Consider the following 24,200-nt stretch of genomic DNA (forward strand, 5'->3'; position numbering starts at 1 on the left):
AATGGATATTAAGAATCATAATACAAAAAGAGAGAATCCTGTCACGAGAAAATGGTTAAGGATAGCAGTTTTTATTGCTGTTTTTGTGGGAATTGTTTTGATGGTTTTTCGATATTTTGGATTTGTGTCGAAAACTATTTATGAAGAAAGTGTTTCTCATCTGACGGAGGTTTTTCATCAGTCTGATAATATGCTGAGGGAACTGACAGATAAGAACCTGACATATCTTCATATGTGGGGAGAGAATCTGCAGGATATTTCCAACGAAGACGAAATCCATGATCATATAAAGAAAGCGCAGGAAGCTGCCGGCTTTTTGGACTTCTTTTTTCTGTCTGCTGACGGGAACTATAAGAGGGCAACAGGGGAAAACGGATACCTTGGATTACAGGAAAATATTGAAGAGGAGATCCGGCAGGGAAAAGATGTGATAACGAACGTGGCAGTTCCCGGGAAATCCCAGCTGCTTGTTTTTGCTACTCCCAGGGCGCATGGAATTTATCAGGGATTTGAATATGATGCGATCGCCATTGCGTATGAAAACTCTGATATCGTAGATGTACTGGATATTTCCGCTTTCAATGGAAATGCTCAGAGTTTTATTGCTCATCCGGATGGTCGTGTTGTGGTTGACCATTCTTCCAAGTCATGGGGGAATGTGTATAATTTCTTCGGTGTTCTGAGGGAGCATTCTGATATGTCTGAAAATGAGATCAATGAGCTTTCGGATAAGTTTAAAGCAGGACGCACCGGTGCAATGCTGCTAAATCTGGATGGAAGGAACTATTATCTGATCTATGAAAAATCGGATATCCAGGACTGGATCTTTCTGGGACTTGTAAGGGCAGATATCGTTAATTCCAGTTTGAACAGTCTGCAGCGTAGTACGATATTTCTTGTCAGTGTGGTTGTATTCTGTATTGCTGCATTTTTTATCAGTCTGATTATTCAAAAAGGCAGAACAGACCTCAGGAAAAAGGATACGGAGATTCTGTACCGTGATGAACTGTTTCAAAAGCTTTCGATGAATGTAGAGGATGTTTTCCTGATGTTGGATGCAAAAACATATCAGGCAGATTACGTCAGTCCAAATGTGGAAAAACTACTGGGTATTACAGTAGAACAGATCAGTAAAGATATTCGTGCCCTGGGAAAACTGCATCCGCCGGAATGTGAAGATCCATACAAAAATTATCTGGAGGAAATCCAGGTTCATGAACAGAGAGAAAGGGATTTTGAATATGTTCATATGAAGACAGGAGAAAGACGCAGATTCCATAATATTGCAATGGGCAGTGAGGTAAACGGGAAAAAGAAATATATTCTGGTTATGTCAGACCGTACCTCTGACTGGAAAATGAATCAGGCACTTTCTGAGGCAGTACGTGCAGCGGAGACAGCAAACAAGGCAAAGAGTACTTTCCTTTCCAATATGTCTCATGATATCCGGACACCAATGAATGCGATTATCGGTTTTACGACATTGGCTGTAAGTAATATTGACGACAAAAAAAGAGTTCGGGATTATCTGGGCAAGATACTTTCCTCAAGTAATCATCTGCTTTCGCTGATCAATGATATATTGGACATGAGTCGGATTGAGAGTGGAAAGATCCACTTGGAAGAAACAGAAGTCAGCCTGTCTGATGTGCTTCATGATCTGAAGACCATTATCAGTGGGCAGATTCATGCGAAGCAGCTGGAGCTTTATATGGATGCCATGGATGTCACAAATGAGAATGTCTATTGTGATAAGACGCGGCTGAATCAGGTGCTGCTGAATCTCTTGTCTAATGCGGTTAAGTTTACACCTGCAGGAGGAACCGTTTCTGTCCGGATCAGACAGTACCCTGGGAAAGTAAAAGGCAGCGAGCTGTACGAGATCCGGGTAAAGGACAACGGAATCGGCATGAGCCAGGAATTTGTGCAGAAGATTTTTTCTCCTTTTGAGAGGGAGAGGACGTCCACAGTCAGCAGGATCCAGGGCACAGGACTTGGTATGGCGATCACTAAGAATATTGTGGATATGATGGGCGGAACCATTGAGGTTCAGACAGAACAGGGCAAAGGCACCGAATTTATTGTTCGTCTGTCATTCCGGATTCAGTCTGAGCACCAACGTATAGAGAAAATCGCAGAGCTGGAGGGGCTTAAGGCACTGGTTGTAGATGATGACTTTAATACCTGTGACAGTGTGACAAAAATGCTTATGAGGGTCGGAATGCGTTCGGAATGGACACTTTCCGGCAGGGAGGCGGTTCTCCGTGCACGGCAGTCAGTGGAACTGGGAGATGCGTTCCATGCTTATATCATTGACTGGCGTCTGCCGGATATGAATGGCATTGAAGTCACCCGCCAGATCCGCAGCCTTGGAGATGATACACCGATCATAATCCTGACGGCTTATGACTGGTCTGATATCGAAGCAGAAGCCAAGGCAGCAGGAGTGACTGCATTCTGCGCAAAGCCTTTGTTCATGTCAGATATCAGAGAGACTTTGATGACTGCTATCGGTCAGAGCCAGTTCGAGTCAGAGGATTCAATTCTTCCGGAAGCAGGTTCGGATTTCAGAGGCAGATGTATATTACTTGTGGAAGACAATGAACTGAACAGTGAAATTGCGGTGGAGCTCCTTAATGAATATGGCTTTCTGGTTGACACTGCCGAAAATGGAGCAGAGGCCGTGGAGAAAGTTAAGAATTCGAAGCCGGGGAATTATGATCTGGTGCTGATGGATGTGCAGATGCCGATAATGAATGGATACGAGGCCACCAGGCAGATCCGTGCGCTGGATGATCCGGCACTGGCGGGAATTACCATCCTTGCCATGACTGCCAATGCTTTTGATGAGGACAGAAAGGAAGCACTGGAATGTGGTATGGATGGGTTCTTATCCAAACCGATAGATATAGAGGAATTGATCAGTATCTTACACGCACATTTGCTGGATTAGGCAGCAGATGTGCGTTACAATAATGATTATTATCGGAGATGGATGAAAGTAGCTATTACCATGAAGTACAGAGACTTTCAAATTTTAAAGAGAGGGTAGCGTATGGATGATTTTAAAAAACTCACAGAACAACTTTTGAAAATATATATTAATGACGGATCAGTAAATAATCTTGGTATAGAAAATTATTTTGATGAAAATATCAGTCTGATTGGAACTGGGAAACATGAGTTATTCACGAATCTGCATGAGTTTTTAGAATCATTCAAATTTGATGTAAAACGAAGAGGAAAAATCAGACTCGAAGTAAGAAATTTACATCAGGAAGAAGAAAGACTTGATGATGACCATGTTCTTGCACATGGAACAGTAGATTTTACTGGTCTGTTTAAAGATGGTTCAATCTGTTTTAAAATGGAGACAAGATTTACGATTATCTATAAGTGGACGAATGGAAAATGGCTGGTTCAGCATCTGCATCATTCAACACCGGATCTGGAACAGATGGACGGTGAAGAGTTCCCTCTCGCATTGGGGAAGCAGGTCAAAAAAACCCGGCAGGCCCTTCATGCATTAGGTACTGCTTATTATCATATCTCAAGGCTGAACTTAAAAACAAAGAAGATAGAACTTGTCAAAAGATCTCGAGAAATGGATATGGGTATTAAAGAGAATACTGCAGATTGGGATCCTCAGTTCAAGATTATCGAAGATATTATAGCAGAACCATTTGTGCAGAAGTATATGGAATTTTTTGACATACAAACCATGGCGGTACGTCTTCATAATAAAGAATCTATGTCTTCCGAATTCAAAAAGAAGGATGGATCATGGTTTCTTTCCATGGTTGTTCCTCAGAGTTATGATAAAAATGGAAATGTGACATCCGTGTTGTTTGCAAATAGAGATGTGACAGATGAAAAATTGAGGGAATTAAAACAAGAGGAAGAATTGCGGGAAGCTAAATTAAAAGCGGAATGTGCAAACAAAGCAAAATCATCATTTCTGTTAAATATGTCTCATGATATCAGAACTCCTATGAATGCAATCATTGGTTATGCAGAACTGGCATCCAGACATTTGCAGGAAACAGATAAGCTTGGCAGATATCTTGAAGAAATCCAAATATGCGGAAAAGAACTTTTGTCGATGCTTGGTAATGTTTTAGATCTTGCAAGAATTGAGAATAATAAGGTTGAGATGGAATACACTGTTTCAAATGTCCATGAGTGCTTTGAAAATTGTGTCATTATGTTCCAACAACAGGCAGAAAGTAAAAATCAGACGATCTCTTTGACAGAACAAATCATGTATCCGTATGTGTATATGGATGAACCTCACTTGTCAGAAGTCTGTCTTAATATAATAAGCAATGCAATAAAGTATACAAATACAGGAGGTTGGATATCCTGTAATGTTGTACAGAAATCCTGTGAAAAAGAAGACTGGTGCAATATGATCATTAGTATTACCGATAATGGAATTGGTATGTCTGAAGAATTCCAAAAGCGTGTTTTTGAAACTTTTGAAAGAGAACGTAACACTACATCCAGTCATATTGAGGGCAGCGGCATCGGAATGGGCATTACAAAAAAGCTTGTAGAGCTCATGGATGGCACAATAGAAGTGAAAAGTAAGCAGGGTAAAGGTTCCACATTTACAGTAACTATTCCTTGCAGAAAAGCGTCAGAAGACGATTCTCTGGTAAAGAAAAACAGTAATTTGCGCAATAAGAATTGTTTGAACGGTGTTCGGATCTTACTGGTCGAAGATAATGAGATCAACACTGAAATCGCAACGGAATTATTGACGGAAGAAGGATGTATTGTTGAGACTGCCAATGATGGTGTTGCATGTATTGACATGATTGAAAAGGCTGATGCTGATTATTACAAGATGATCCTTATGGATATCCAGATGCCGGTTATGAATGGATATGATGCTACATTAGCTATCCGAAAGATGAAGGATACGAAAAAAGCCAGGATCCCTATTATTGCGATGACTGCCAATGCTTTCGCAGAAGATGCACAAAAGGGTCTTTCTGTTGGAATGAATGCTCATGTTGCAAAGCCTGTTGATATGAATATTCTTGTCCCAACCATGCTGAAATTTTTGGGTTTGTGACGTGTAATAATCTGGTGATTTAAGGAGAAAAGAACAATGTACAAAAGTAGAAAAAAATCAGACGTACTATTTGCAGGTATATTTGTGATTTTAGGAATGTGGATGATATTATCAGTACACTGCCGGGCCGCTGAAAAGAATAATGATGAAAAACAGTCACAGATCGTCCGTATCGGATCCTTTGAAGATACCTTTGATTATATCGATAAAAACGGTGTCAGACGAGGATATGGGTATGAACTCCTGCAGGCTCTGGCAGGCTATACCGGATGGAAATTTGAGTACGTGAAATGTGACTGGTCCAACTGCTTTGATAAGCTTGAAAATGGTGAGATTGATATCATGGGCGATATCTCTTATACCGATGAACGTGAACAAAGGATGCTTTTTTCAGATGAAGCGATGGGTGAAGAAAAATATATTCTTTATGCTGATTTGTCAAACATGGATCTGGGAATGTCCGATTTCAAATCTATGGACGGGAAACGAGTAGGTGTGCTCATGGATACAGAACCGGAAATTATGCTGACAGAATGGGAAAATAAGAATGGCATACATACAGAGCATGTAAATGTGAATAATAACGATGATGTCGAAAAGAAATTAGCGAATCATGAGATTGATGCTTTTGTATCTTTGGAGGAATCCGTCTGGTCTGAACAGGGAATATCATCTGTTACCACGATTGGCAAATCAGGCATATATTTTGCAATAAATAAAGAGCGCAGCGATATCAAGACGGAGCTGGACTGGGCAATGCGCAAGCTAGATCAAGATAGTCCATTTTTTAAGGCAGATTTGTATAAGAAGTATTTTACGCTTGAATATAGTCAGATTCTTACAGGTGAAGAAAAGTCCTGGGTGGAAGAACATGGTAACATCCGGATCGGATTTCAGAGCAATGATCCGGCGGTATTTTCCATGGACGAAGAAACTGGAAAACTTACCGGAATGCTGGCAGAATATGTATCCTATGCCAAAGGCTGTCTGGGGAATCAGATACTGGAATTTAATATACATGAATACAATGATTATGACGAAATGATTCAGGCTTTACAAGAGCATGAGATTGACATGATTTTTTATGCCGGCAGAAATCCCAGTTTTGCAGAAGAAAAAGGATATGCACTTACAAACACAGCTTGGACTTACAGTCTGATGGCGGTAACTGATGAGAAAAATTTTGATGAGTATAATGTGTATACAGTAGCTGTGCCAAAGGAAAAAGAAGCCTTAAAGCAGCATATTGCTTTCAGTTATCCACAATGGAAGCTGGTAGATTGTGATTCGCTTGATGATGCGGCAGATATGGTCTTGAATGAAAAGGCAGACTGTTTCCTCATGGGAGCAAGCCAGGCGATGATATATGATAACAGTCGAAATTTCAAGAGTGTTCCACTTACAAAAACAATGGAGGCATGCTTTGCAGTAAGAGGTGGAGAGGGTAGTCTTTTATCAATACTGAATAAAACCTTAAAGGCCATGCCGTCTGACATGCTTACAAGTGCACTTGCTATCTATGACAGTACGGCAGATAAGGTAAACTTTTCGGACTTTGTAAAAGACAATATGCTTGCTTTTTTTCTCGCCGCAGGATTCTCTGCATTTAGCATTATTGTTATTATCCTCGTACTTTTGCGGAAGGCAAGAAAAGCAGAAACTGTTGCAAAGCTTGCAGCAAATAATACACAAAAACTCAATAATAAACTGGAGATTGCTCTGGAAAAAGCAGAGGATGCCAGTCTCGCAAAGACTCGTTTCCTTAACAATATGTCACATGACATCCGTACTCCTATGAATGTAATTCTGGGCTATGCACAGCTTATGGAGAATGAACTGAAAGAAAAAGACATGCCTGAAACCTTAGAACATTTGGAAAAACTGCAGCAGTCGGGGAATCTTCTCCTGTCAATCATAAATAATGTACTGGATATGGCCCGGATCGAGAGTGGAAGGATGGAACTTGATGAGAATTACTGCCGGATTGAAGATGTCAGGAAGTCTTTGTTTGCAGTATTTGATGAGAAAGCAAGGAAAAAGAATATTGCGCTTCATTACACGATGAATGTAGAACATGAGCATGTACTGACAGATGTTACCAAGGTGAAAGAAATATTTGTCAACATCCTGAGCAATGCTATAAAATATACTCCGTCCGGTGGTTCTGTTATGATGAACGTAGATGAATTGCCATGCGACAAGCCAGGGTACATGATCGTGAGGAACAGAGTGAGTGATACAGGAATTGGCATGAGTCAGGATTATATGACGAAGATTTTCGACGCATTCACACGTGAACAGAACACTACAAAGAGCAAAATCGCAGGAACCGGACTGGGAATGTCGATAGTCCGGAAATATGTTGATCTGCTTGGTGGAACAATAGATGTAGAGAGTGAACTTGGAAAGGGCAGCACCATTACAGTTACACTTAAACATAAGATAGCCGATGAAAGCTATTATGTAAAAAAACATATTGAAGAGTCTGGAACAGGCAGCGAAATCCTTGAAGGCAGGAATATCCTTCTGGCAGAGGATAATGATCTGAATGCAGAGATCGCAGAAGCAATCCTTGAGCGTGCCGGCCTTAAAACAGAACGTGTGGAGGATGGCATTCAATGTGTAAATATGATAGAAAAGATGCCGGCAGGTACATATGATATGATCCTGATGGATATTCAGATGCCGAAAATGAACGGTTATAAAGCAACACAGGCAATCAGACGCCTGCCGGATAAGGATAAAGCATGCATACCTATCATTGCAATGACAGCAAATGCATTTGAAGAAGATAAGAGAGATGCTCTTGCGGTTGGTATGAATGGTCATATCGCAAAACCCATTGAGCTTGATAAACTGCTGTCGATGTTAGCGGAAGTAATAAGGCAACAAGAAAATTGCTAATTTCATGGCACGGGAGAAAGAAGGCAGATGAGGAATTATAGATGCAGAGAAACGACAGAAGCTCCATCCTCAAGGCTGCCGACTAAGATTTACCTTTTTCACCGGAGTAGCCGGATGCGATGAGGACGGAAGATTGTTGGGTTTATTTTTCAGTGCCGTAGAAGCTTTTGAGTTTGTCCATTCGGGCACTCATGTTGGTGAAGAGCAGATCGAGGATCGTGATTGCGGCCATGGATTCTACGACTACGACGGCGCGTGGGACGATGACCGGGTCGTGACGTCCTTTAATGATCATTTCGGTGTTTTCTCCATCTTTGGTGACGGTGGACTGTGGCTGTGAAATGGACGGAGTCGGCTTTACTGCCGCGCGGAAGATGATCTTGCTTCCGTCACTCATACCGCCGAGGACACCGCCTGCATGGTTGGTGTCTTTGGTGATCCTTCCATCTTTTGTATGGAAGGAATCATTGTTGATACTTCCTTTTGTATCTGCAGCTTTAAAGCCGTCACCGATCTCAAAGCCTTTGACTGCTCCGATGGACAGCATTGCTTTGGCAAGATTGGCGTCCAGTTTTTCAAATACGGTATCACCGATTCCTACCGGCATACCGGTAACAACACATTCAATGATGCCTCCTGAAGAATCCTGATTTTTAATACATTCTTCCAGATAGGCAGATGCTTTTTGGGCATATGCGTTGCTTGGCATATAAATCGGGTTCTGGAAAATCTCTTCCGGATGGTATTCATTTTCCGGAACAGATACCGGACCGATTGCTTTCGTATAAGCATGTACTTCAATGCCAAGTTCTTTCAAAATCTTAGCAGCAACTGCACCTGCTGCAACTCTGGCAGTAGTTTCTCTTCCGGAAGAGCGTCCCCCTCCTCTGTAATCACGGAAACCATACTTTTCATCAAATGTATAATCTGCGTGTCCCGGCCTGTATGTGTTCATAATATTTCCGTAATCACGGGAACGCTGATCCTGGTTCTGTACGAGAATTGAAATCGGAGTTCCGGTCGTCCGGCCTTCAAATACGCCGGACCAGATCTGTGCCATATCACTTTCCTTACGTCCGGTTGTAAACTGGCTTTGTCCGGGTTTTCTTCTATCCAGATAAACCTGGATATCCCCCTCTGAAAGAGAAAGCCCTGCCGGACACCCGTCGATCACAACACCGATCCCCTTTCCGTGCGATTCCCCCCATGTAGAAATCTGAAACAATCTTCCATAAATAGATCCTGCCATACTATATACCATCCTTTCTGTAAGCTTTTATTTATAAAGAATTAATTTGTGAATCAGTCAAAACGAAAAAACGAACAATAAAGCAGAAGAACACTTGCGCGATGGGATTTGAAACATTTCGTTTATTCTATTTGTCATCACAACGCAAATCATTCATTTCCCCAAAATCACCTCATTATTATAATAGAAGATTCTCATCCCAACAAGTGATAAAAATATGAAAGTTAAAGTTATGTATTGTATTTACACGCCCCTTCGTATTATAATGACTACATATTGAGTGAAAAAAGGAAGTCAATAGTATAAATGAGTGAAAAGAGTATGAATGAAAAAAACGAAAGAAATCTTGACAGCACAGTAGATGAAATCATGGAAGAGATCAGAGAGCAGACTGTAAGTGAGGTGAAGGACATCAATGAAAAAGAACAGAAAAGCGAAGAAAGACCGCGGAAAAAGAAAGTCACTAAAACAAAACGTCCTTCAGGCCATCACGTATCTGGCGATGGTGTGGATCATAAAGCAGCCTCAGGCGAAGATCGACCGGTTAAGAAAAAGGCTCCGCGCCGGAAAAAGAAAGTAGTTCGTGAAGAGACCGGGCTTCTGGATCTGGATGGAGCAGAAGAATGGCGGGATGAAGAAGAGACAGCAGTACCACCGGTTATTAAAAGTGCAGATATTTTAAGCAGTGGAGATGCAGAAGCATTCAATCCGGATGAGGAAGAAATTTTTGATGATTCTTTCTTTGATGAAGAAGAGGAAAAGCCGCATAGAAGAACTAAACGGAAGAAAAAGCAAGGCTCTGAAAAGTCCGGTAAAGTGGTTAAAATTATAGTTGGCGCTGTGGTTGGAGTGGCAGCGGTTGTTTATCTTGGATTTTCCGTATATTTCATGAATCATTTCTATTTTAATACGAAGATCAATGGTGTGAACTTTTCCGGAAAATCAGTTTCGGCAGTAGAGTCATACATGAAGAGTCAGGTAGATGGATATGTTCTCACGATGAAGGAATCAGACGGAACAGAAGAGAAGATTGCCGGAACAGATATTTCTCTTGCGTACAAAGCAGGAGATGAACTGCAGAAGCTCGTAAAAGAGCAGAATGCATTTCTGTGGCCGGTCTGCCTTGGAAAGACACAGACAATTACGGCATCAGTCGGTGTTACATATGACGAAAACCAGCTGGATACCCTGATTAACGGTCTCGAGTGTATGCAGGCAGATCAGCAGGTTGAACCGGTAAATGCACATCCGGAGTATGACGGCAATTCGTATGTAGTCAAAGCCGGGGAGACCGGAAGTAAGATTGATACCGAGAATTTCAAAAAGGTAGTGAAAGAATCAATCGAAGGTTTCAAAAGCGAGATTGATATGACCGCTGAAGACTGCTATGTAGAACCAAAATACACAATCGAGTCAGAAGAAGTGAAGAAAGCATGTGACGATATGAATAAGTATCTGAAGGCAAGTATCACTTATACCTTTGGTTCGAATACAGAAGTTGTAGATAAAGATCTGATTTCCCAGTGGGTAACGGTAGATGATAACATGGCAGTTACCTTTAACAGTGATGCAGTTGTAAAATATGTACAGCAGCTGGAGAGTAAGTATGACACTTACCAGACAAAGAGAACATTTACAACCGGAGGCGGCAACAGTGCAACGGTTGAAGGTGGAGACTATGGATGGATCATTGATGAAGCTGCCGAGATTGCAGCCCTTGAAGCGAATATCCGCAATGGAGAGACTGTAACGAGAGAGGCGAATTATTCACAGACTGCAGCAAGTCATGACGGAGCAGACTGGGGGAATACTTATGTTGAAGTCGATCTGACAAACCAGTATCTGTATCTTTTTGTAAATGGTGCAATTGTGACACAGGGACCGATCGTTACCGGTAAGCCAAGCAGAGGAGATGCTACACCGCAGGGAGTATATATTCTGAAATACAAAGAAAAAGATACAACCCTTCGTGGACCAAAGAAGGAAGATGGAAGTTACGAATGGGAATCACCGGTTACTTACTGGATGCCGTTTAACGGTGGAATCGGACTGCACGATGCACCGTGGCAGACGAATTTTGGCGGGGACTGGTACCTGGAACATGGGTCACGCGGATGTGTCAACTTGCAGTATGATGTTGCAGAGACGGTGTTCAACAATGTAGATTCCGGAACACCGGTTGTATGTCATTACTAAATTTATGAGAGAGGTTATTTTTATGTATGAACTGATAAAAAGGGACGGTCGCGCCAAGCGCGGCCGCTTCCATACCGTACACGGAGTGATCGAGACTCCTGTATTTATGAATGTAGGAACAATTGCAGCGATTAAAGGGGCTGTTTCTACCGCAGATCTTGAAGAAATCGGAACACAGGTGGAACTGTCTAATACTTATCATTTGCATGTGCGTCCGGGAGATCAGGTAGTGAAAAAGCTTGGCGGGCTGCACAAATTTATGGCCTGGGACAAGCCGATCCTTACTGATTCCGGTGGATTCCAGGTGTTTTCTCTTGCCGGACTCAGAAAGATTAAGGAAGAGGGTGTATACTTCAATTCCCATATTGACGGAAGAAAGATTTTTATGGGACCGGAAGAGAGTATGCAGATTCAGTCGAATCTGGCGTCTACGATCGCGATGGCATTTGATGAATGTCCGTCCAGTGTAGCAGAAAGGAAATATATGCAGGCATCGGTAGAGCGTACAACGAGATGGCTCGCAAGATGTAAAGAAGAGATGGCAAGACTCAATTCTCTTGATGATACGATCAACAAACATCAGATGCTTTTCGGAATCAATCAGGGGGGTGTCTATGAAGATATCCGTATAGAGCATGCACAGCAGATTGCAGAGATGGATCTGGATGGATACGCAGTCGGCGGACTCGCAGTTGGTGAGACACATGAAGAGATGTACCGGATCCTGGATGCAGTAGTTCCTTGTCTTCCGGTTGCCAAACCGACTTATCTGATGGGAGTCGGAACGCCGGCGAATATTCTGGAAGCGGTAGACAGAGGTGTGGATTTCTTTGACTGCGTATATCCAAGCCGTAACGGAAGACATGGTCATGTTTATACAAAGCATGGTAAGTTGAATCTGTTCAATGCAAAATTCGAACTGGATGAACGCCCGATCGAAGAAGGCTGTCAGTGCCCGGCCTGCCGCCGTTATTCAAGAGCTTATATCCGGCATCTGCTGAAAGCAAAAGAGATGCTTGGAATGCGGCTTTGCGTTCTCCACAATTTATATTATTATAATCATCTTATGGAAGATATCAGAGGAGCGATCGAAGAGGGAAGATATGCTCAGTTTAAGAAAGAGACACTGGCAAAAATGGAAGAAAAAGAAGATTAGGATAAAAAAATTCTAAAATGTCTTGATGAATGTCCTATTATTGTGTATGATGGTAACAGTGTCTATTTTAGCAGGAGGAAAGAAAAATGAATAATCCAATCGTACTTATTTTATTTTACGTTGTAATTATCGGAGGATTCTGGTGGTTACTGATGAGACCACAGAAAAAGGAACAGAAGAGAGTACAGCTTATGTTATCTGAACTGGCTGTAGGAGATACTGTTCTTACAACAAGCGGTTTTTATGGAGTTGTTATTGATATTACAGATGAAGACGTAATCGTTGAATTCGGAAGCAACAAGAATTGCCGTATCCCGATGCAGAAGTCTGCGATCATGCAGGTTGAAAAGCCGGAGAACAACTAAATCAATTTTTTTAAAAAAGTTGAAAAAAAGCATTGCATTTTATGTGCAATGCTTTTATAATACAATTATTGGAAACGTTACCGATACCGATACCGAAACCGTTACCGTAGAAAGATGTGAGGTGCATATTATGAGAACAAGCGGTGTATTACTGCCGGTGGCAAGTCTGCCATCAAAATATGGAATAGGTGCTTTTTCGAAAGAAGCATACGAGTTTGTAGATACACTTGAGAAGGCAGGTCAGAGCTACTGGCAGATCCTTCCGTTAGGTCCGACAGGGTATGGAGATTCGCCGTATCAGTCTTTCTCAACTTTTGCAGGAAATCCGTATTTTATAGACCTGGAAAAGCTGATAAAAAAGGGCTGGATTACAAAAGATGAATGTAAGGCATATGACTTTGGTGATAATGCGGGATATGTGGATTATGAAAAGATTTACAACTGCAGGTATGAGATCTTAAGAAAAGCATATGAAAGAAGCCGGATCGCAGATGATGCAGATTTTCAGAAGTTCTGTAAGGCGAATAAAGAATGGCTGGATGATTATGCGCTTTATACGGAGATCAAAGCTGCGAATGGTGGGAAAAGCTGGAGCGAATGGGAAGATGAATATCGTCTGAGAGATGAGCTTGCGCTGGAAAAATTCGCCAAAGAGAATCAGGAAGGGATCCTGTTCCAGAAGTTTATGCAGTATGAATTCGCAACACAGTGGAGTGCACTGAAAGCATATGCGAATGAAAAAGGGATTGAGATCATTGGTGATATCCCGATTTATGTAGCATTTGACAGCGCAGACAGCTGGTCGCATCCGGAACTGTTCCAGTTTGATGAGAACGGACTTCCGACTGGTGTTGCAGGGTGTCCGCCAGATGCATTTAGTGCAACCGGACAGCTTTGGGGCAATCCGCTTTATAAGTGGGAATATCATAAGGAGACCGGATATGCATGGTGGATGAAGAGAATCCGTCATTGTGTAGAACTTTATGACGTGATCCGAATTGATCATTTCCGTGGATTCGATGAATATTATTCCATTCCATACGGAGATCTGACAGCGGAATTCGGACATTGGGAAAAAGGACCGGGAATGGATATTTTCCGGACGGTAAAAGAGTCTCTGGGTGATGTGAAAATTATTGCAGAGGATCTTGGATTCCTGACAGACAGTGTGATCCGGATGGTGGAAGAGTCCGGATATCCGGGAATGAAAGTTCTGGAGTTTGCATTTGATTCCAGAGAGCCTAGCAATTATCTGCCGCACAATTATGATAAGAACTGCGTAGTATACACAGGAACCCATGACAATGAAACACTGGCAGGATGGTACAGAGAATTAAAAAAAGAAGATAAGAAGTTTGCGCTTCGCTATATGGGAAGAAAGAAACTCAGTATCAATGAAGCAGTATGGGAAATCATCCGTCTTGCGCAGTCGAGCGTGGCGGATACCTGTATCATTCCGATTCAGGATTATCTCTGCCTCGGTAATGAAGCGAGGATCAATCATCCGTCAACTCTTGGCGGCAACTGGATCTGGAGACTTCATAAGGATGAGATTTCAAAAAAACTCGTGAAGAAGATCCGTAGGATGACAGAACTTTATTGCAGAATCCCGGAGAAGACCGAAATGACCCTTAAGGCTGAAGATGCAGAGGACTTAGGAGAAGAAAAGAAATAAAATGGGAATGACGATTAAAGATATTGCGAAGAAGTGCGGGGTCGGAGTCAGCACCGTGTCCCGTGCGCTGAACAATCATCCGGATATCAATCCTGAAACCAAAAAGATGATTTTAAAGACGGTTGAAGAATCAAATTTTGTGCCAAATAACAGTGCAAGGAATCTGAAACGGACCGATTCGAAATCCATTGCGATTCTGGTAAAGGAGATTGATAATCCATTTTTCGCAACGATGATGCGGGTAATGGAAAAAAAGATCCGCAAACAGAAATATTCCTTTTTTATCCAGCATATGGGAAAGGATCAGGATGAGGTCGATACCGCACTGGAGCTGATCAAAGAAAAAAAGCTCAGAGGGATTATTTTCCTGGGTGGGGATTTCAGGAAGAACAAAGAGCGGATTGCAAAGATAAAGGTTCCGTTTGTTGTTAGTACGTCAGCATTTGATAAACTGCCGGAGAAATGTATCGCATCCTATGTATCGATCGACGACCGCGCGGAAAGCCGTAAGATTGTAGATCATCTGTGTGAGACCGGACACAAAAAGATTGCAATCCTTGCCTCGGATAAGAAAGATGAGAACATTGGAAAACTCAGACTGGAAGGTTACAGGGAAGCACTAAAAGCACATGGTCTGGAAGTCGATGAGGAAAGAATCTGTTATCTGGATGAAGAAGATACCACATATTCGATGGAAAACGGATATCGGATGATGAAAAAACTGCTGAAAAAAGAAACAGAATTTACCGCAGTATTTGCAATTTCCGATCTGATGGTGATTGGTGCATGCAAGGCGCTTCTGGAAGAAGGAAAAAGGATTCCGGAGGATGTGGCGGTTGCGGGATTTGACGGACTTGACTATACCGGATTTTATCAGCCGGCGATTACTACGATGGCGCAGCCGGTCGAAGAGATCGCGAGACAGTCTGTCGGGATTCTGTTTGACATGATAGAAACAAAGAAAAGCCAGGAAGGAAAATATCTTCCGGCAACACTGAAAGAAAGAGAATCAACTACAGGAGGTAGAAGAACATGGAAGCAAGACTGACAGAGATTTTACAGGAGAAATTCCAGACAGGACTTGAACAGGCAACGAATGAACAGGTATATTATGCGCTGCTTACACTGACAAAGGAACGGATCAAAGAAGGACCGAAGAACGAAGGAAAGAGAAAACTCTATTATATTTCCGCAGAATTCCTGATCGGAAAGCTTTTATCCAACAACCTGATCAACCTTGGAATTTATGATGAGACAGCAGAGGTGCTGAAAAAGCATGGGAAAAATCTTGCAGAGATCGAAGAAGTTGAACCGGAACCGTCTCTTGGAAATGGTGGACTTGGACGATTGGCAGCCTGCTTCCTGGATTCCATTGCAACACTCGGACTTCCGGGAGACGGAATCGGGCTGAACTATCATATGGGTCTGTTCAAACAGGTATTTACCGACCACAAACAGGATGAACAGAAGAATCCGTGGATTGAAAAAGACAGCTGGCTCAATGATACCGGTATTTCATTTGAAGTCCCGTTCAAGGATTTCAGTCTTCGTTCCCATCTGTATGATATTGATGTAACCGGATACGAAGGCGGAAGCAACAAACTTCATCTTTTTGATGTAGAGACGGTAAATGATGCAATCGTTGGAAACGGAATCAATTTTGATAAGAACGATATCCGTGAAAACCTGACGTTGTTCCTCTATCCGGATGACAGCGACAAGGCAGGAAATCTGCTCCGTATTTATCAGCAATATTTTATGGTCTCCAATGCAGCACAGTACATCATCCGCGAGTGTGAAGAAAAGGGATATGATCTCAGAAAGCTTCATGAGCATGTGGCGATTCAGATCAACGATACACATCCTTCTATGGTTATTCCGGAGCTGATCCGTCTTCTTGTTCAGAAACAGATCGACTTCAATGAGGCGATTGAGATCGTACAGAAGACCTGCGCGTATACCAATCACACCATCCTCGCAGAGGCACTGGAAAAATGGCCGGTTGATTATCTGGAGCAGGTTGCACCACAGATCGTTCCGATCATCCGTGATCTGGATGCAAGAATTAAGGGAAGATATAAAGATCCGAGAGTCCATATTATCGATGACCAGAATCGTGTACACATGGCTCATATGGACATCCATTATGGATACAGTGTCAACGGAGTTGCTTATCTTCATACAGAGATCCTGAAAAATGAAGAGCTGAAACCGTTCTACGACATTTACCCACAGAAATTCAACAACAAGACTAATGGTATTACGTTCAGAAGATGGCTGTTGCACTGCAACCATGAACTGACTGCATGGCTGGATGAGAAGATCGGACCGGATTACCGAAAAGATGCAACAAAGCTTGAAAAACTGCTTGATTATGTAAATGATGAGGAAACTTTAAAGAGCCTTCTTGTAGTAAAACAGAAAAAGAAAGAGGATCTGGCAGCTTACTTAAAAGAAACACAGGGACTGGAAATCAATCCAAATTCAATTTTTGATATTCAGGTAAAACGTCTGCATGAATACAAGCGTCAGCAGATGAATGCATTATATGTGATCTACAAATATCTGGAGATCAAGAGTGGAAAGAAACCGGAGACTCCGATCACGGTAATCTTTGGAGCCAAGGCTGCACCGGCTTATATTATTGCAAAGGATATCATTCATCTGATCCTCTGCCTGCAGGAACTGATTGATAACGATCCGGAAGTTGCACCGTATCTGAAAGTGGTTATGGTAGAAAACTACAATGTGACACTGGCAGAAAAGCTGATTCCGTCCTGTGATATTTCTGAACAGATTTCTCTTGCATCCAAAGAAGCAAGTGGAACAGGTAACATGAAATTCATGCTGAACGGGGCTGTGACAATGGGCACAGAAGATGGAGCCAACGTAGAAATCCATCAGTTTGTAGGGGATGAAAATATCTACATCTTCGGAGAATCCAGTGAACAGGTTATCGAGCATTACCGCAAGATGGATTATAATGCAGTTGATTACTATATCAATGATGAAGAGATCCGCAGATTGGTAGACTTTATCATCAGCCCGGAACTTCTCCGTATCGGAGATAAATACCTGCTTCTTGAACTGCATGCAGAACTGATCCGTAAAGATTGGTTCATGACACTTCTTGATGTGAAAGAATATATCCAGAAGAAAGAACAGGCTTACGCAGATTATGAAGACCGTATGGCATGGGCAAAGAAGATGGTTGTGAATATCGCTAAAGCAGGATATTTCTCATCTGACAGAACCATTGCTGAATACAACAAAGACATCTGGCATCTGTAAAATGTAACTGTAAGAAAACAGAAGTTTGTCTCGCAAAAACAGAGACAGACTTCTGTTTTTTGTGCAAAAGTGTATTTTTATACGGTTTCTTCGGGAACTTCCTGTATTTCCCCTATTGCGGGAAAAGAGAAGGATATGCTATGATAGGGAGAAATATTGCTGCCTGTTTTCCGGATATGGAAAAGTTTTGAGGAAGATCCGGGGAGCAATAGGAGCAGATGAGAGGTGAAAGTATGGAAAAAAGAAGAAAAAGTGCATCGCTTTTGCCGGTCGGTGTATTTCTGGTATTTTATCTGGGGCTGGGTATTTTATTTGAATACATAATGAAAATTCCAATGGGGTTTTATAATGTACCGATCGTGGTGGCGTTTCTGGCGGCGCTCCTGGTTGCGTGTCTGCAGAACAGAAAGGTTAGTTTTGATGAGAAGCTGGAGATCATGGGACGGGGAATCGGAGATAAGAATATTATCACAATGCTGCTGATCTTCCTGACTGCGGGAACTTTTGTGGGAGTGGTTGGAAGAAGCAGTGCAGAGAGTGTGGCGTATTTTATGCTATCGATCATCCCGGCACGGTTTGCGGTTGCCGTTCTGTTTGTGGTTGCATGTTTTGTTTCAACAGCAATGGGAACTTCGGTTGGGACGATCACCCTTCTGACTCCGATTGCGGCGGCAGTTTCGCAGACGTCCGGTTTTTCCCAGGCACTTTGCGTGGCATCGGTGATGGGAGGCTCCATGTTCGGGGACAATCTTTCTTTCATATCAGATACAACAATTGCTGCCTGCAACGGGCAGGGATGTGAGATGAAAGATAAATTCCGGGAAAATTTCTGGATCGCACTTCCGGCGGCGATCGTATCGCTGGTTCTGATCCTGATCAGCTCTTTCCGGGCAGAGATCGGAACGGCAGTTACGCACGAATACAATCTGACGCAGATCATTCCGTATGTGCTGGTGCTGGTCGGCGGGATCGCAGGGTTCAATGTCTTTCTGGTACTTTTGACAGGAATTGTGTCCGGTGCGGTGATCATGCTTGCAATGGGGCAGGTAACACCGTATGAAATGCTTGCTGCCATGGGATCAGGTGTATCCGGGATGTTTGAAACCTGTATGGTGGCGGTGCTGGTTGCTGCAATGTGTGCGCTGATCCGGGAAAATGGTGGCTTTGATGTATTGCTGGATGTGATCCACCGTGTCTTTAAGGGATCGAAAAGTGGTCAGCTGGGTGTTGGTATTTTGGTAGCGCTCCTGGATGTGGCAACAGCGAACAATACCGTAGCAATTGTGATGGCTAATCCAATTGCAAAGGAAATGGCAGACGATTATCAGATCACACCGAGAAAGACGGCCTCCCTTCTGGATACTTTTTCCTGTATTTCACAGGGGGTGATCCCGTATGGTGCGCAGATGTTGGTGGCAATTTCGGCAGTGCATGAGCTCGGCGGTGAGATTTCTGCATTTCAGATCATTCCGAAGCTTTTTTATCCGGGAATGCTGTTTGTCAGTTCGCTGATCTTTATCTTTGTGATTCCACAGAAAACAGGAAAATAAAACAGAGTTCACTCTGGATTTTTATACTTTTACAGATTAAAGGGTTGAAACCTGACGAAAAATACGGTATTATAGTGTTTAACAGATTTTTGGAACGAAAAATGGTACAAAAATCACAGATACATAGAAGGGAATGACAAAGATGAGCCTGAAAATCGGAGTAATTAAAGGTGACGGAATCGGTCCGGAGATTGTAACGGAAGCGATGAAAGTTCTTGATAAAGCAGGAGAGGTATACGGATTTGACTGTTCTTATGAACAGCTGCTTCTTGGGGGCGCATCCATTGATGTACATGGAGTCCCGCTTACAGATGAGACGGTAGCAAAAGCAAAAGCATGTGAAGCCGTACTGATGGGATCCATTGGAGGAGATGCAAAGACTTCCCCGTGGTATAAGCTGGAACCGTCAAAGAGACCGGAGGCCGGTCTTCTGAAGATCAGAAAAGAACTGAACCTGTTCGCAAATCTGCGTCCGGCAGTTTTGTATAATGAACTGAAGGGTGCATGCCCTCTGAAAGAAGAGATTACAGAAGGCGGATTTGATCTGATGATCATGCGTGAACTGACAGGCGGTCTTTATTTTGGAGAGAGGAAGACAGAAGAAGTGGATGGTGTGATGACTGCATTTGATTCACTTACCTATAATGAGGATGAGATCCGCCGGATTGCGATCCGCGCGTTTGACATTGCAATGAAGAGAAGAAAGAAAGTGACAAGCGTCGATAAGGCGAATGTACTGGATTCTTCAAGACTCTGGAGAAAAGTAGTAGAAGAAGTTGCGAAAGATTATCCGGAAGTTACACTGGAGCATATGCTGGTTGACAACTGTGCAATGCAGCTTGTAAGAGATCCGAAGCAGTTTGATGTCATTCTTACAGAGAATATGTTCGGAGACATCCTTTCTGATGAAGCAAGCATGGTAACCGGTTCGATCGGAATGCTGGCAAGTGCAAGTCTGAATGAAACCAGGTTCGGACTGTATGAACCAAGTGGCGGTTCGGCACCGGATATAGCAGGACAGGGAATTGCAAACCCGATAGCAACAATTCTTTCAGCAGCAATGATGCTTCGTTTCAGCCTGGATCAGGATAAAGCAGCAGATGCGATTGAAGCAGCAGTTTCCCAGGTGTTAAAAGATGGATACAGAACCGGGGATATTATGTCAGACGGATGTACAAAGGTTGGAACAGCCCGAATGGGAGATCTGATCTGCGAAAGAATTCGATAGTCAAGGATTGGGAAAGATACAGTTCCGTACTGCTATGGGGAAAGAGAAGCAGGACGGAACTGTAATAGAATAGAGCCAAAAGTTACAGGAGGATTATAAAATCATGAGAAGTGATAATGTAAAAACAGGTATGCAGCAGGCGCCGCACAGATCATTGTTCAATGCGCTTGGTCTTACAAAAGAAGAACTGGAGAGACCGCTTGTCGGAATCGTATGTTCTTATAACGAAATCGTTCCGGGACATATGAACCTGGATAAAATTGCAAATGCAGTAAAGATGGGAGTTGCCATGGCAGGTGGAACACCGATCATGTTCCCGGCGATCGCAGTCTGTGACGGTATTGCAATGGGACACATCGGTATGAAGTATTCTCTGGTAACGAGAGATCTGATCGCAGATTCGACAGAAGCAATGGCAATGGCGCATCAGTTTGACGCCCTTGTTATGATCCCGAACTGTGATAAAAATGTACCTGGGCTTTTGATGGCAGCAGCCCGTATTAATGTACCTACAGTGTTCGTCAGTGGCGGACCAATGCTTGCGGGACATGTAAAAGGACAGAAGAGAAGTCTTTCCAGCATGTTCGAGGCAGTTGGATCCTACGCAGCAGGAACAATGGACGAATGTGATGTATGTGAATTTGAAAATAAAGTATGTCCTACCTGCGGATCATGCTCCGGAATGTATACAGCCAACAGTATGAACTGTCTGACAGAAGTACTTGGTATGGGGCTTCAGGGAAATGGAACAATTCCGGCTGTATATTCAGAAAGAATCCGTCTTGCAAAACATGCAGGTATGCAGGTAATGGAAATGTACAGAAGAAATATCCGTCCGAGAGACATTATGACAAAAGAAGCCATCTTAAATGCTCTGACTGTTGATATGGCACTTGGATGCTCAACCAACAGTATGCTTCACCTTCCGGCAATCGCACATGAGATCGGTATGGATTTTGAAATTGATTTTGCAAACGGAATCAGCGAAAAGACTCCGAACCTCTGTCACCTTGCACCGGCAGGTCCTACATATATGGAAGACTTGAATGAAGCAGGCGGTGTATATGCAGTTATGAACGAGCTGAATAAGAAAGGCCTTCTGTACACAGACTGCATGACAGTAACCGGAAAGACAGTTGGAGAAAATATCGCAGGATGCGAAAATAAAAATCCGGAAGTAATCCGTCCGATCGACAATCCATACAGCCAGACTGGTGGACTTGCAGTCCTCAAAGGTAATATCGCACCGGATGGCAGTGTTGTAAAACGTTCTGCAGTTGTACCGGAAATGCTGGTACATGAAGGACCTGCAAGAGTATTTGAATGTGAAGATGATGCGATCAAGGCAATTAAAGGCGGAGATATCCATCCGGGAGATGTTGTAGTTATCCGTTACGTCGGACCAAAGGGTGGTCCTGGTATGCCGGAGATGCTGAATCCGACTTCTGCAATCGCAGGTATGGGACTGGGTTCATCGGTAGCACTTATTACAGACGGTCGTTTCAGCGGTGCATCCCGTGGAGCTTCTATCGGACACGTATCACCGGAAGCAGCAGTCGGCGGACCGGTAGCACTGATCGAGGAAGGCGATATCATCGAGATCGATATCCCGAACCTGAAATTAAATGCAAGAATTTCAGATGAAGAACTTGCAAGAAGAAAAGAAAAATGGCAGCCAAGAGAACCGGAAGTTACAACAGGATATCTTGCAAGATATGCAGCAATGGTAACTTCAGGAAACCGTGGAGCAGTTCTGGAAGTTCCACACAAATAAAATAAAATCTGGACAAGGGGAATGTACAATGCAGTTAAATGGTGCAGAGATACTGATAGAGTGTTTAAAAGAGCAGGGCGTGGATACCGTATTCGGATATCCGGGCGGCGCAATTTTAAATGTATATGATGAATTATATAAGCATAGTAATGAAATCAGACATATCCTTACATCGCATGAGCAGGGAGCTTCTCATGCGGCGGACGGATATGCGCGTGCCACTGGTAAGGTTGGGGTGTGTTTTGCAACCAGTGGACCTGGAGCAACAAATCTCGTAACAGGAATCGCGACCGCATTTATGGATTCTATTCCGATTGTTGCGATCACCTGTAATGTAGGGGTACCGCTTCTTGGAAAAGACAGTTTCCAGGAAATTGACATTACCGGTATTACGATGCCGATCACAAAGTATAATTTTATTGTGAAGAATGTCAATGATCTTGCAAGGACGATCCGCAAGGCGTTTGAGATCGCACAGTCCGGAAGACCGGGACCGGTGCTGATCGATATCCCGAAAGATGTGACAGGCAATAAAGCAGAGTATGAGCCTGTCAAAATCCAGCCAATCGTAAAATACAAAAAAGAAATCTGTATGGAAGATATTGACAAGGCAGTAGAGATGATCGAAGAAGCAAAGCGTCCATTCGTATTCGTCGGAGGTGGAGCTATATTATCTGATGCAAGTGAAGAACTCCGTGCATTCGTAGACAAGGTACAGTGTCCGGTATGTGATTCCCTGATGGGAAAAGGTGCATTTCCGGGAACTGATGAACTTTATACAGGAATGCTTGGTATGCATGGTACCAAGACATCGAACTTTGGAGTCAGTGAATGTGATCTTCTGATCGTAGTCGGTGCAAGATTCTCCGACCGTGTCACAGGTAATCCAAATAAATTTGCAAGTAATGCAAAGATTCTCCAGTTTGATATTGATGTGGCAGAGATGAACAAGAATGTCATCATCGATGAAGGTGTGGTTGGAGATATCAAGGAAGTGCTTGCGGCAGTTAATGAAAAACTGCCACAGCAGGAACACACCGAATGGATTAAAAAGATCCAGGAATATAAAGCGAAATACCCGCTTACCTATCATCCGGAAAGTCTGACTGGTCCGTATGTGATCGAAGAGATTTACAAACAGACAGAAGGTGATGCGATCATCGTCACAGAGGTTGGACAGCATCAGATGTGGGCAGCGCAGTATTATAAATTCACAAAACCGAGAACACTGCTTACGTCAGGTGGCCTTGGAACCATGGGATACGGTCTTGGAGCCGCAATCGGAGCCAAGATGGGCAGACCGGAGAAGACGGTAGTCAATATCGCCGGAGACGGATGTTTCCGTATGAATATGAATGAAGTTGCAACAGCGGCGCGTTATAACATTCCGATCATCCAGGTTGTAGTGAACAACCATGTGCTTGGTATGGTAAGACAGTGGCAGAATCTGTTTTACGGACAGCGCTATTCAGCAACTGTTCTGAATGATGCAGTAGATTTTGTGAAACTCGCAGAAGCGATGGGGGCGAAAGCGGTAAGAGCTACGACCAGAGAAGAATTCGCAGATGCATTTAAGTTTGCTTTAAATGCAGGCGGTCCGGTGGTGATTGACTGCCAGATTGACAGCGATGACAAGGTATGGCCGATGGTTGCTCCGGGTGCTCCGATCAGTGAAGTTTTTGACGAGAAGGATCTGCAGGAAAAACAGCAGACAAACTAGAAAAACATATGC

General features: G+C 43.0%; 14 protein-coding genes. 13 read left to right on the forward strand and 1 reads right to left on the reverse strand.

The features are described from left to right. Position 1 precedes the first annotated feature (1 nt). The 3 genes from PG840_RS03045 (at position 2) to PG840_RS03055 (ending at position 7,984) form a co-directional block, all read left to right on the forward strand. Positions 2-2,953 carry a hybrid sensor histidine kinase/response regulator gene (locus PG840_RS03045; protein ID WP_270205229.1) on the forward strand — a complete coding sequence of 984 codons (2,952 nt, stop codon included), beginning with the start codon at positions 2-4 and terminating at the stop codon, positions 2,951-2,953. A 102-nt stretch (positions 2,954-3,055) separates the two neighbouring features. Next, positions 3,056-5,080, forward strand: a complete 2,025-nt coding sequence (locus PG840_RS03050; protein ID WP_270205230.1) for an ATP-binding protein — start codon at positions 3,056-3,058, stop codon at positions 5,078-5,080. A 36-nt stretch (positions 5,081-5,116) separates the two neighbouring features. Beyond that, positions 5,117-7,984, forward strand: a complete 2,868-nt coding sequence (locus tag PG840_RS03055) for a transporter substrate-binding domain-containing protein (RefSeq protein ID WP_270205231.1) — start codon at positions 5,117-5,119, stop codon at positions 7,982-7,984. A gap of 142 nt (positions 7,985-8,126) precedes the next feature. Here PG840_RS03055 and aroC read toward each other — a convergent pair whose 3' ends face one another. Continuing rightward, positions 8,127-9,233 (reverse strand): chorismate synthase, encoded by a 1,107-nt coding sequence (gene aroC, locus PG840_RS03060; protein ID WP_270205232.1) that lies wholly within the window; start codon positions 9,231-9,233, stop codon positions 8,127-8,129. Between the two features lie 306 nt (positions 9,234-9,539). Here aroC and PG840_RS03065 point away from each other — a divergent pair, with 306 nt between their 5' ends. The 10 genes from PG840_RS03065 (at position 9,540) to ilvB (ending at position 24,188) form a co-directional block, all read left to right on the forward strand. Then, positions 9,540-11,429 (forward strand): L,D-transpeptidase family protein, encoded by a 1,890-nt coding sequence (locus tag PG840_RS03065; protein ID WP_270205233.1) that lies wholly within the window; start codon positions 9,540-9,542, stop codon positions 11,427-11,429. Positions 11,430-11,451: 22 nt separating this feature from the next. Beyond that, positions 11,452-12,585, forward strand: coding sequence for a tRNA guanosine(34) transglycosylase Tgt (gene tgt / locus PG840_RS03070; RefSeq protein WP_117834022.1), 1,134 nt, complete (start codon positions 11,452-11,454; stop codon positions 12,583-12,585). 86 nt (positions 12,586-12,671) lie between these two features. Next, positions 12,672-12,950: a preprotein translocase subunit YajC gene (yajC, locus tag PG840_RS03075; protein ID WP_008374927.1), complete on the forward strand. Its 279-nt coding sequence runs from the start codon at positions 12,672-12,674 to the stop codon at positions 12,948-12,950. A 130-nt stretch (positions 12,951-13,080) separates the two neighbouring features. Then, positions 13,081-14,625 carry a 4-alpha-glucanotransferase gene (gene malQ, locus PG840_RS03080; protein WP_270205234.1) on the forward strand — a complete coding sequence of 515 codons (1,545 nt, stop codon included), beginning with the start codon at positions 13,081-13,083 and terminating at the stop codon, positions 14,623-14,625. A 1-nt stretch (position 14,626) separates the two neighbouring features. Continuing rightward, complete coding sequence (locus PG840_RS03085; protein WP_117823117.1) at positions 14,627-15,673, forward strand: LacI family DNA-binding transcriptional regulator; 1,047 nt, start codon at positions 14,627-14,629, stop codon at positions 15,671-15,673. Continuing rightward, positions 15,658-17,916: a glycogen/starch/alpha-glucan phosphorylase gene (locus tag PG840_RS03090; RefSeq protein WP_270205235.1), complete on the forward strand. Its 2,259-nt coding sequence runs from the start codon at positions 15,658-15,660 to the stop codon at positions 17,914-17,916. The genes PG840_RS03085 and PG840_RS03090 overlap by 16 nt, the downstream gene beginning before the upstream one ends. A gap of 233 nt (positions 17,917-18,149) precedes the next feature. Continuing rightward, positions 18,150-19,466 (forward strand): Na+/H+ antiporter NhaC family protein, encoded by a 1,317-nt coding sequence (locus tag PG840_RS03095; RefSeq protein WP_270205236.1) that lies wholly within the window; start codon positions 18,150-18,152, stop codon positions 19,464-19,466. Between the two features lie 142 nt (positions 19,467-19,608). Beyond that, positions 19,609-20,694 (forward strand): 3-isopropylmalate dehydrogenase, encoded by a 1,086-nt coding sequence (leuB, locus tag PG840_RS03100; RefSeq protein WP_270205237.1) that lies wholly within the window; start codon positions 19,609-19,611, stop codon positions 20,692-20,694. Between the two features lie 103 nt (positions 20,695-20,797). After that, positions 20,798-22,468 carry a dihydroxy-acid dehydratase gene (gene ilvD, locus PG840_RS03105; RefSeq protein ID WP_008374941.1) on the forward strand — a complete coding sequence of 557 codons (1,671 nt, stop codon included), beginning with the start codon at positions 20,798-20,800 and terminating at the stop codon, positions 22,466-22,468. 28 nt (positions 22,469-22,496) lie between these two features. Further along, on the forward strand, positions 22,497-24,188 hold the full coding sequence (ilvB, locus tag PG840_RS03110; protein WP_117556166.1) for a biosynthetic-type acetolactate synthase large subunit: 1,692 nt from the start codon (positions 22,497-22,499) through the stop codon (positions 24,186-24,188). Positions 24,189-24,200: the final 12 nt, after the last annotated feature.

The organism is Coprococcus sp. AM97-35, assembly GCF_027697525.1.
Lineage (GTDB): Bacteria > Bacillota > Clostridia > Lachnospirales > Lachnospiraceae > Allocoprococcus > Allocoprococcus comes.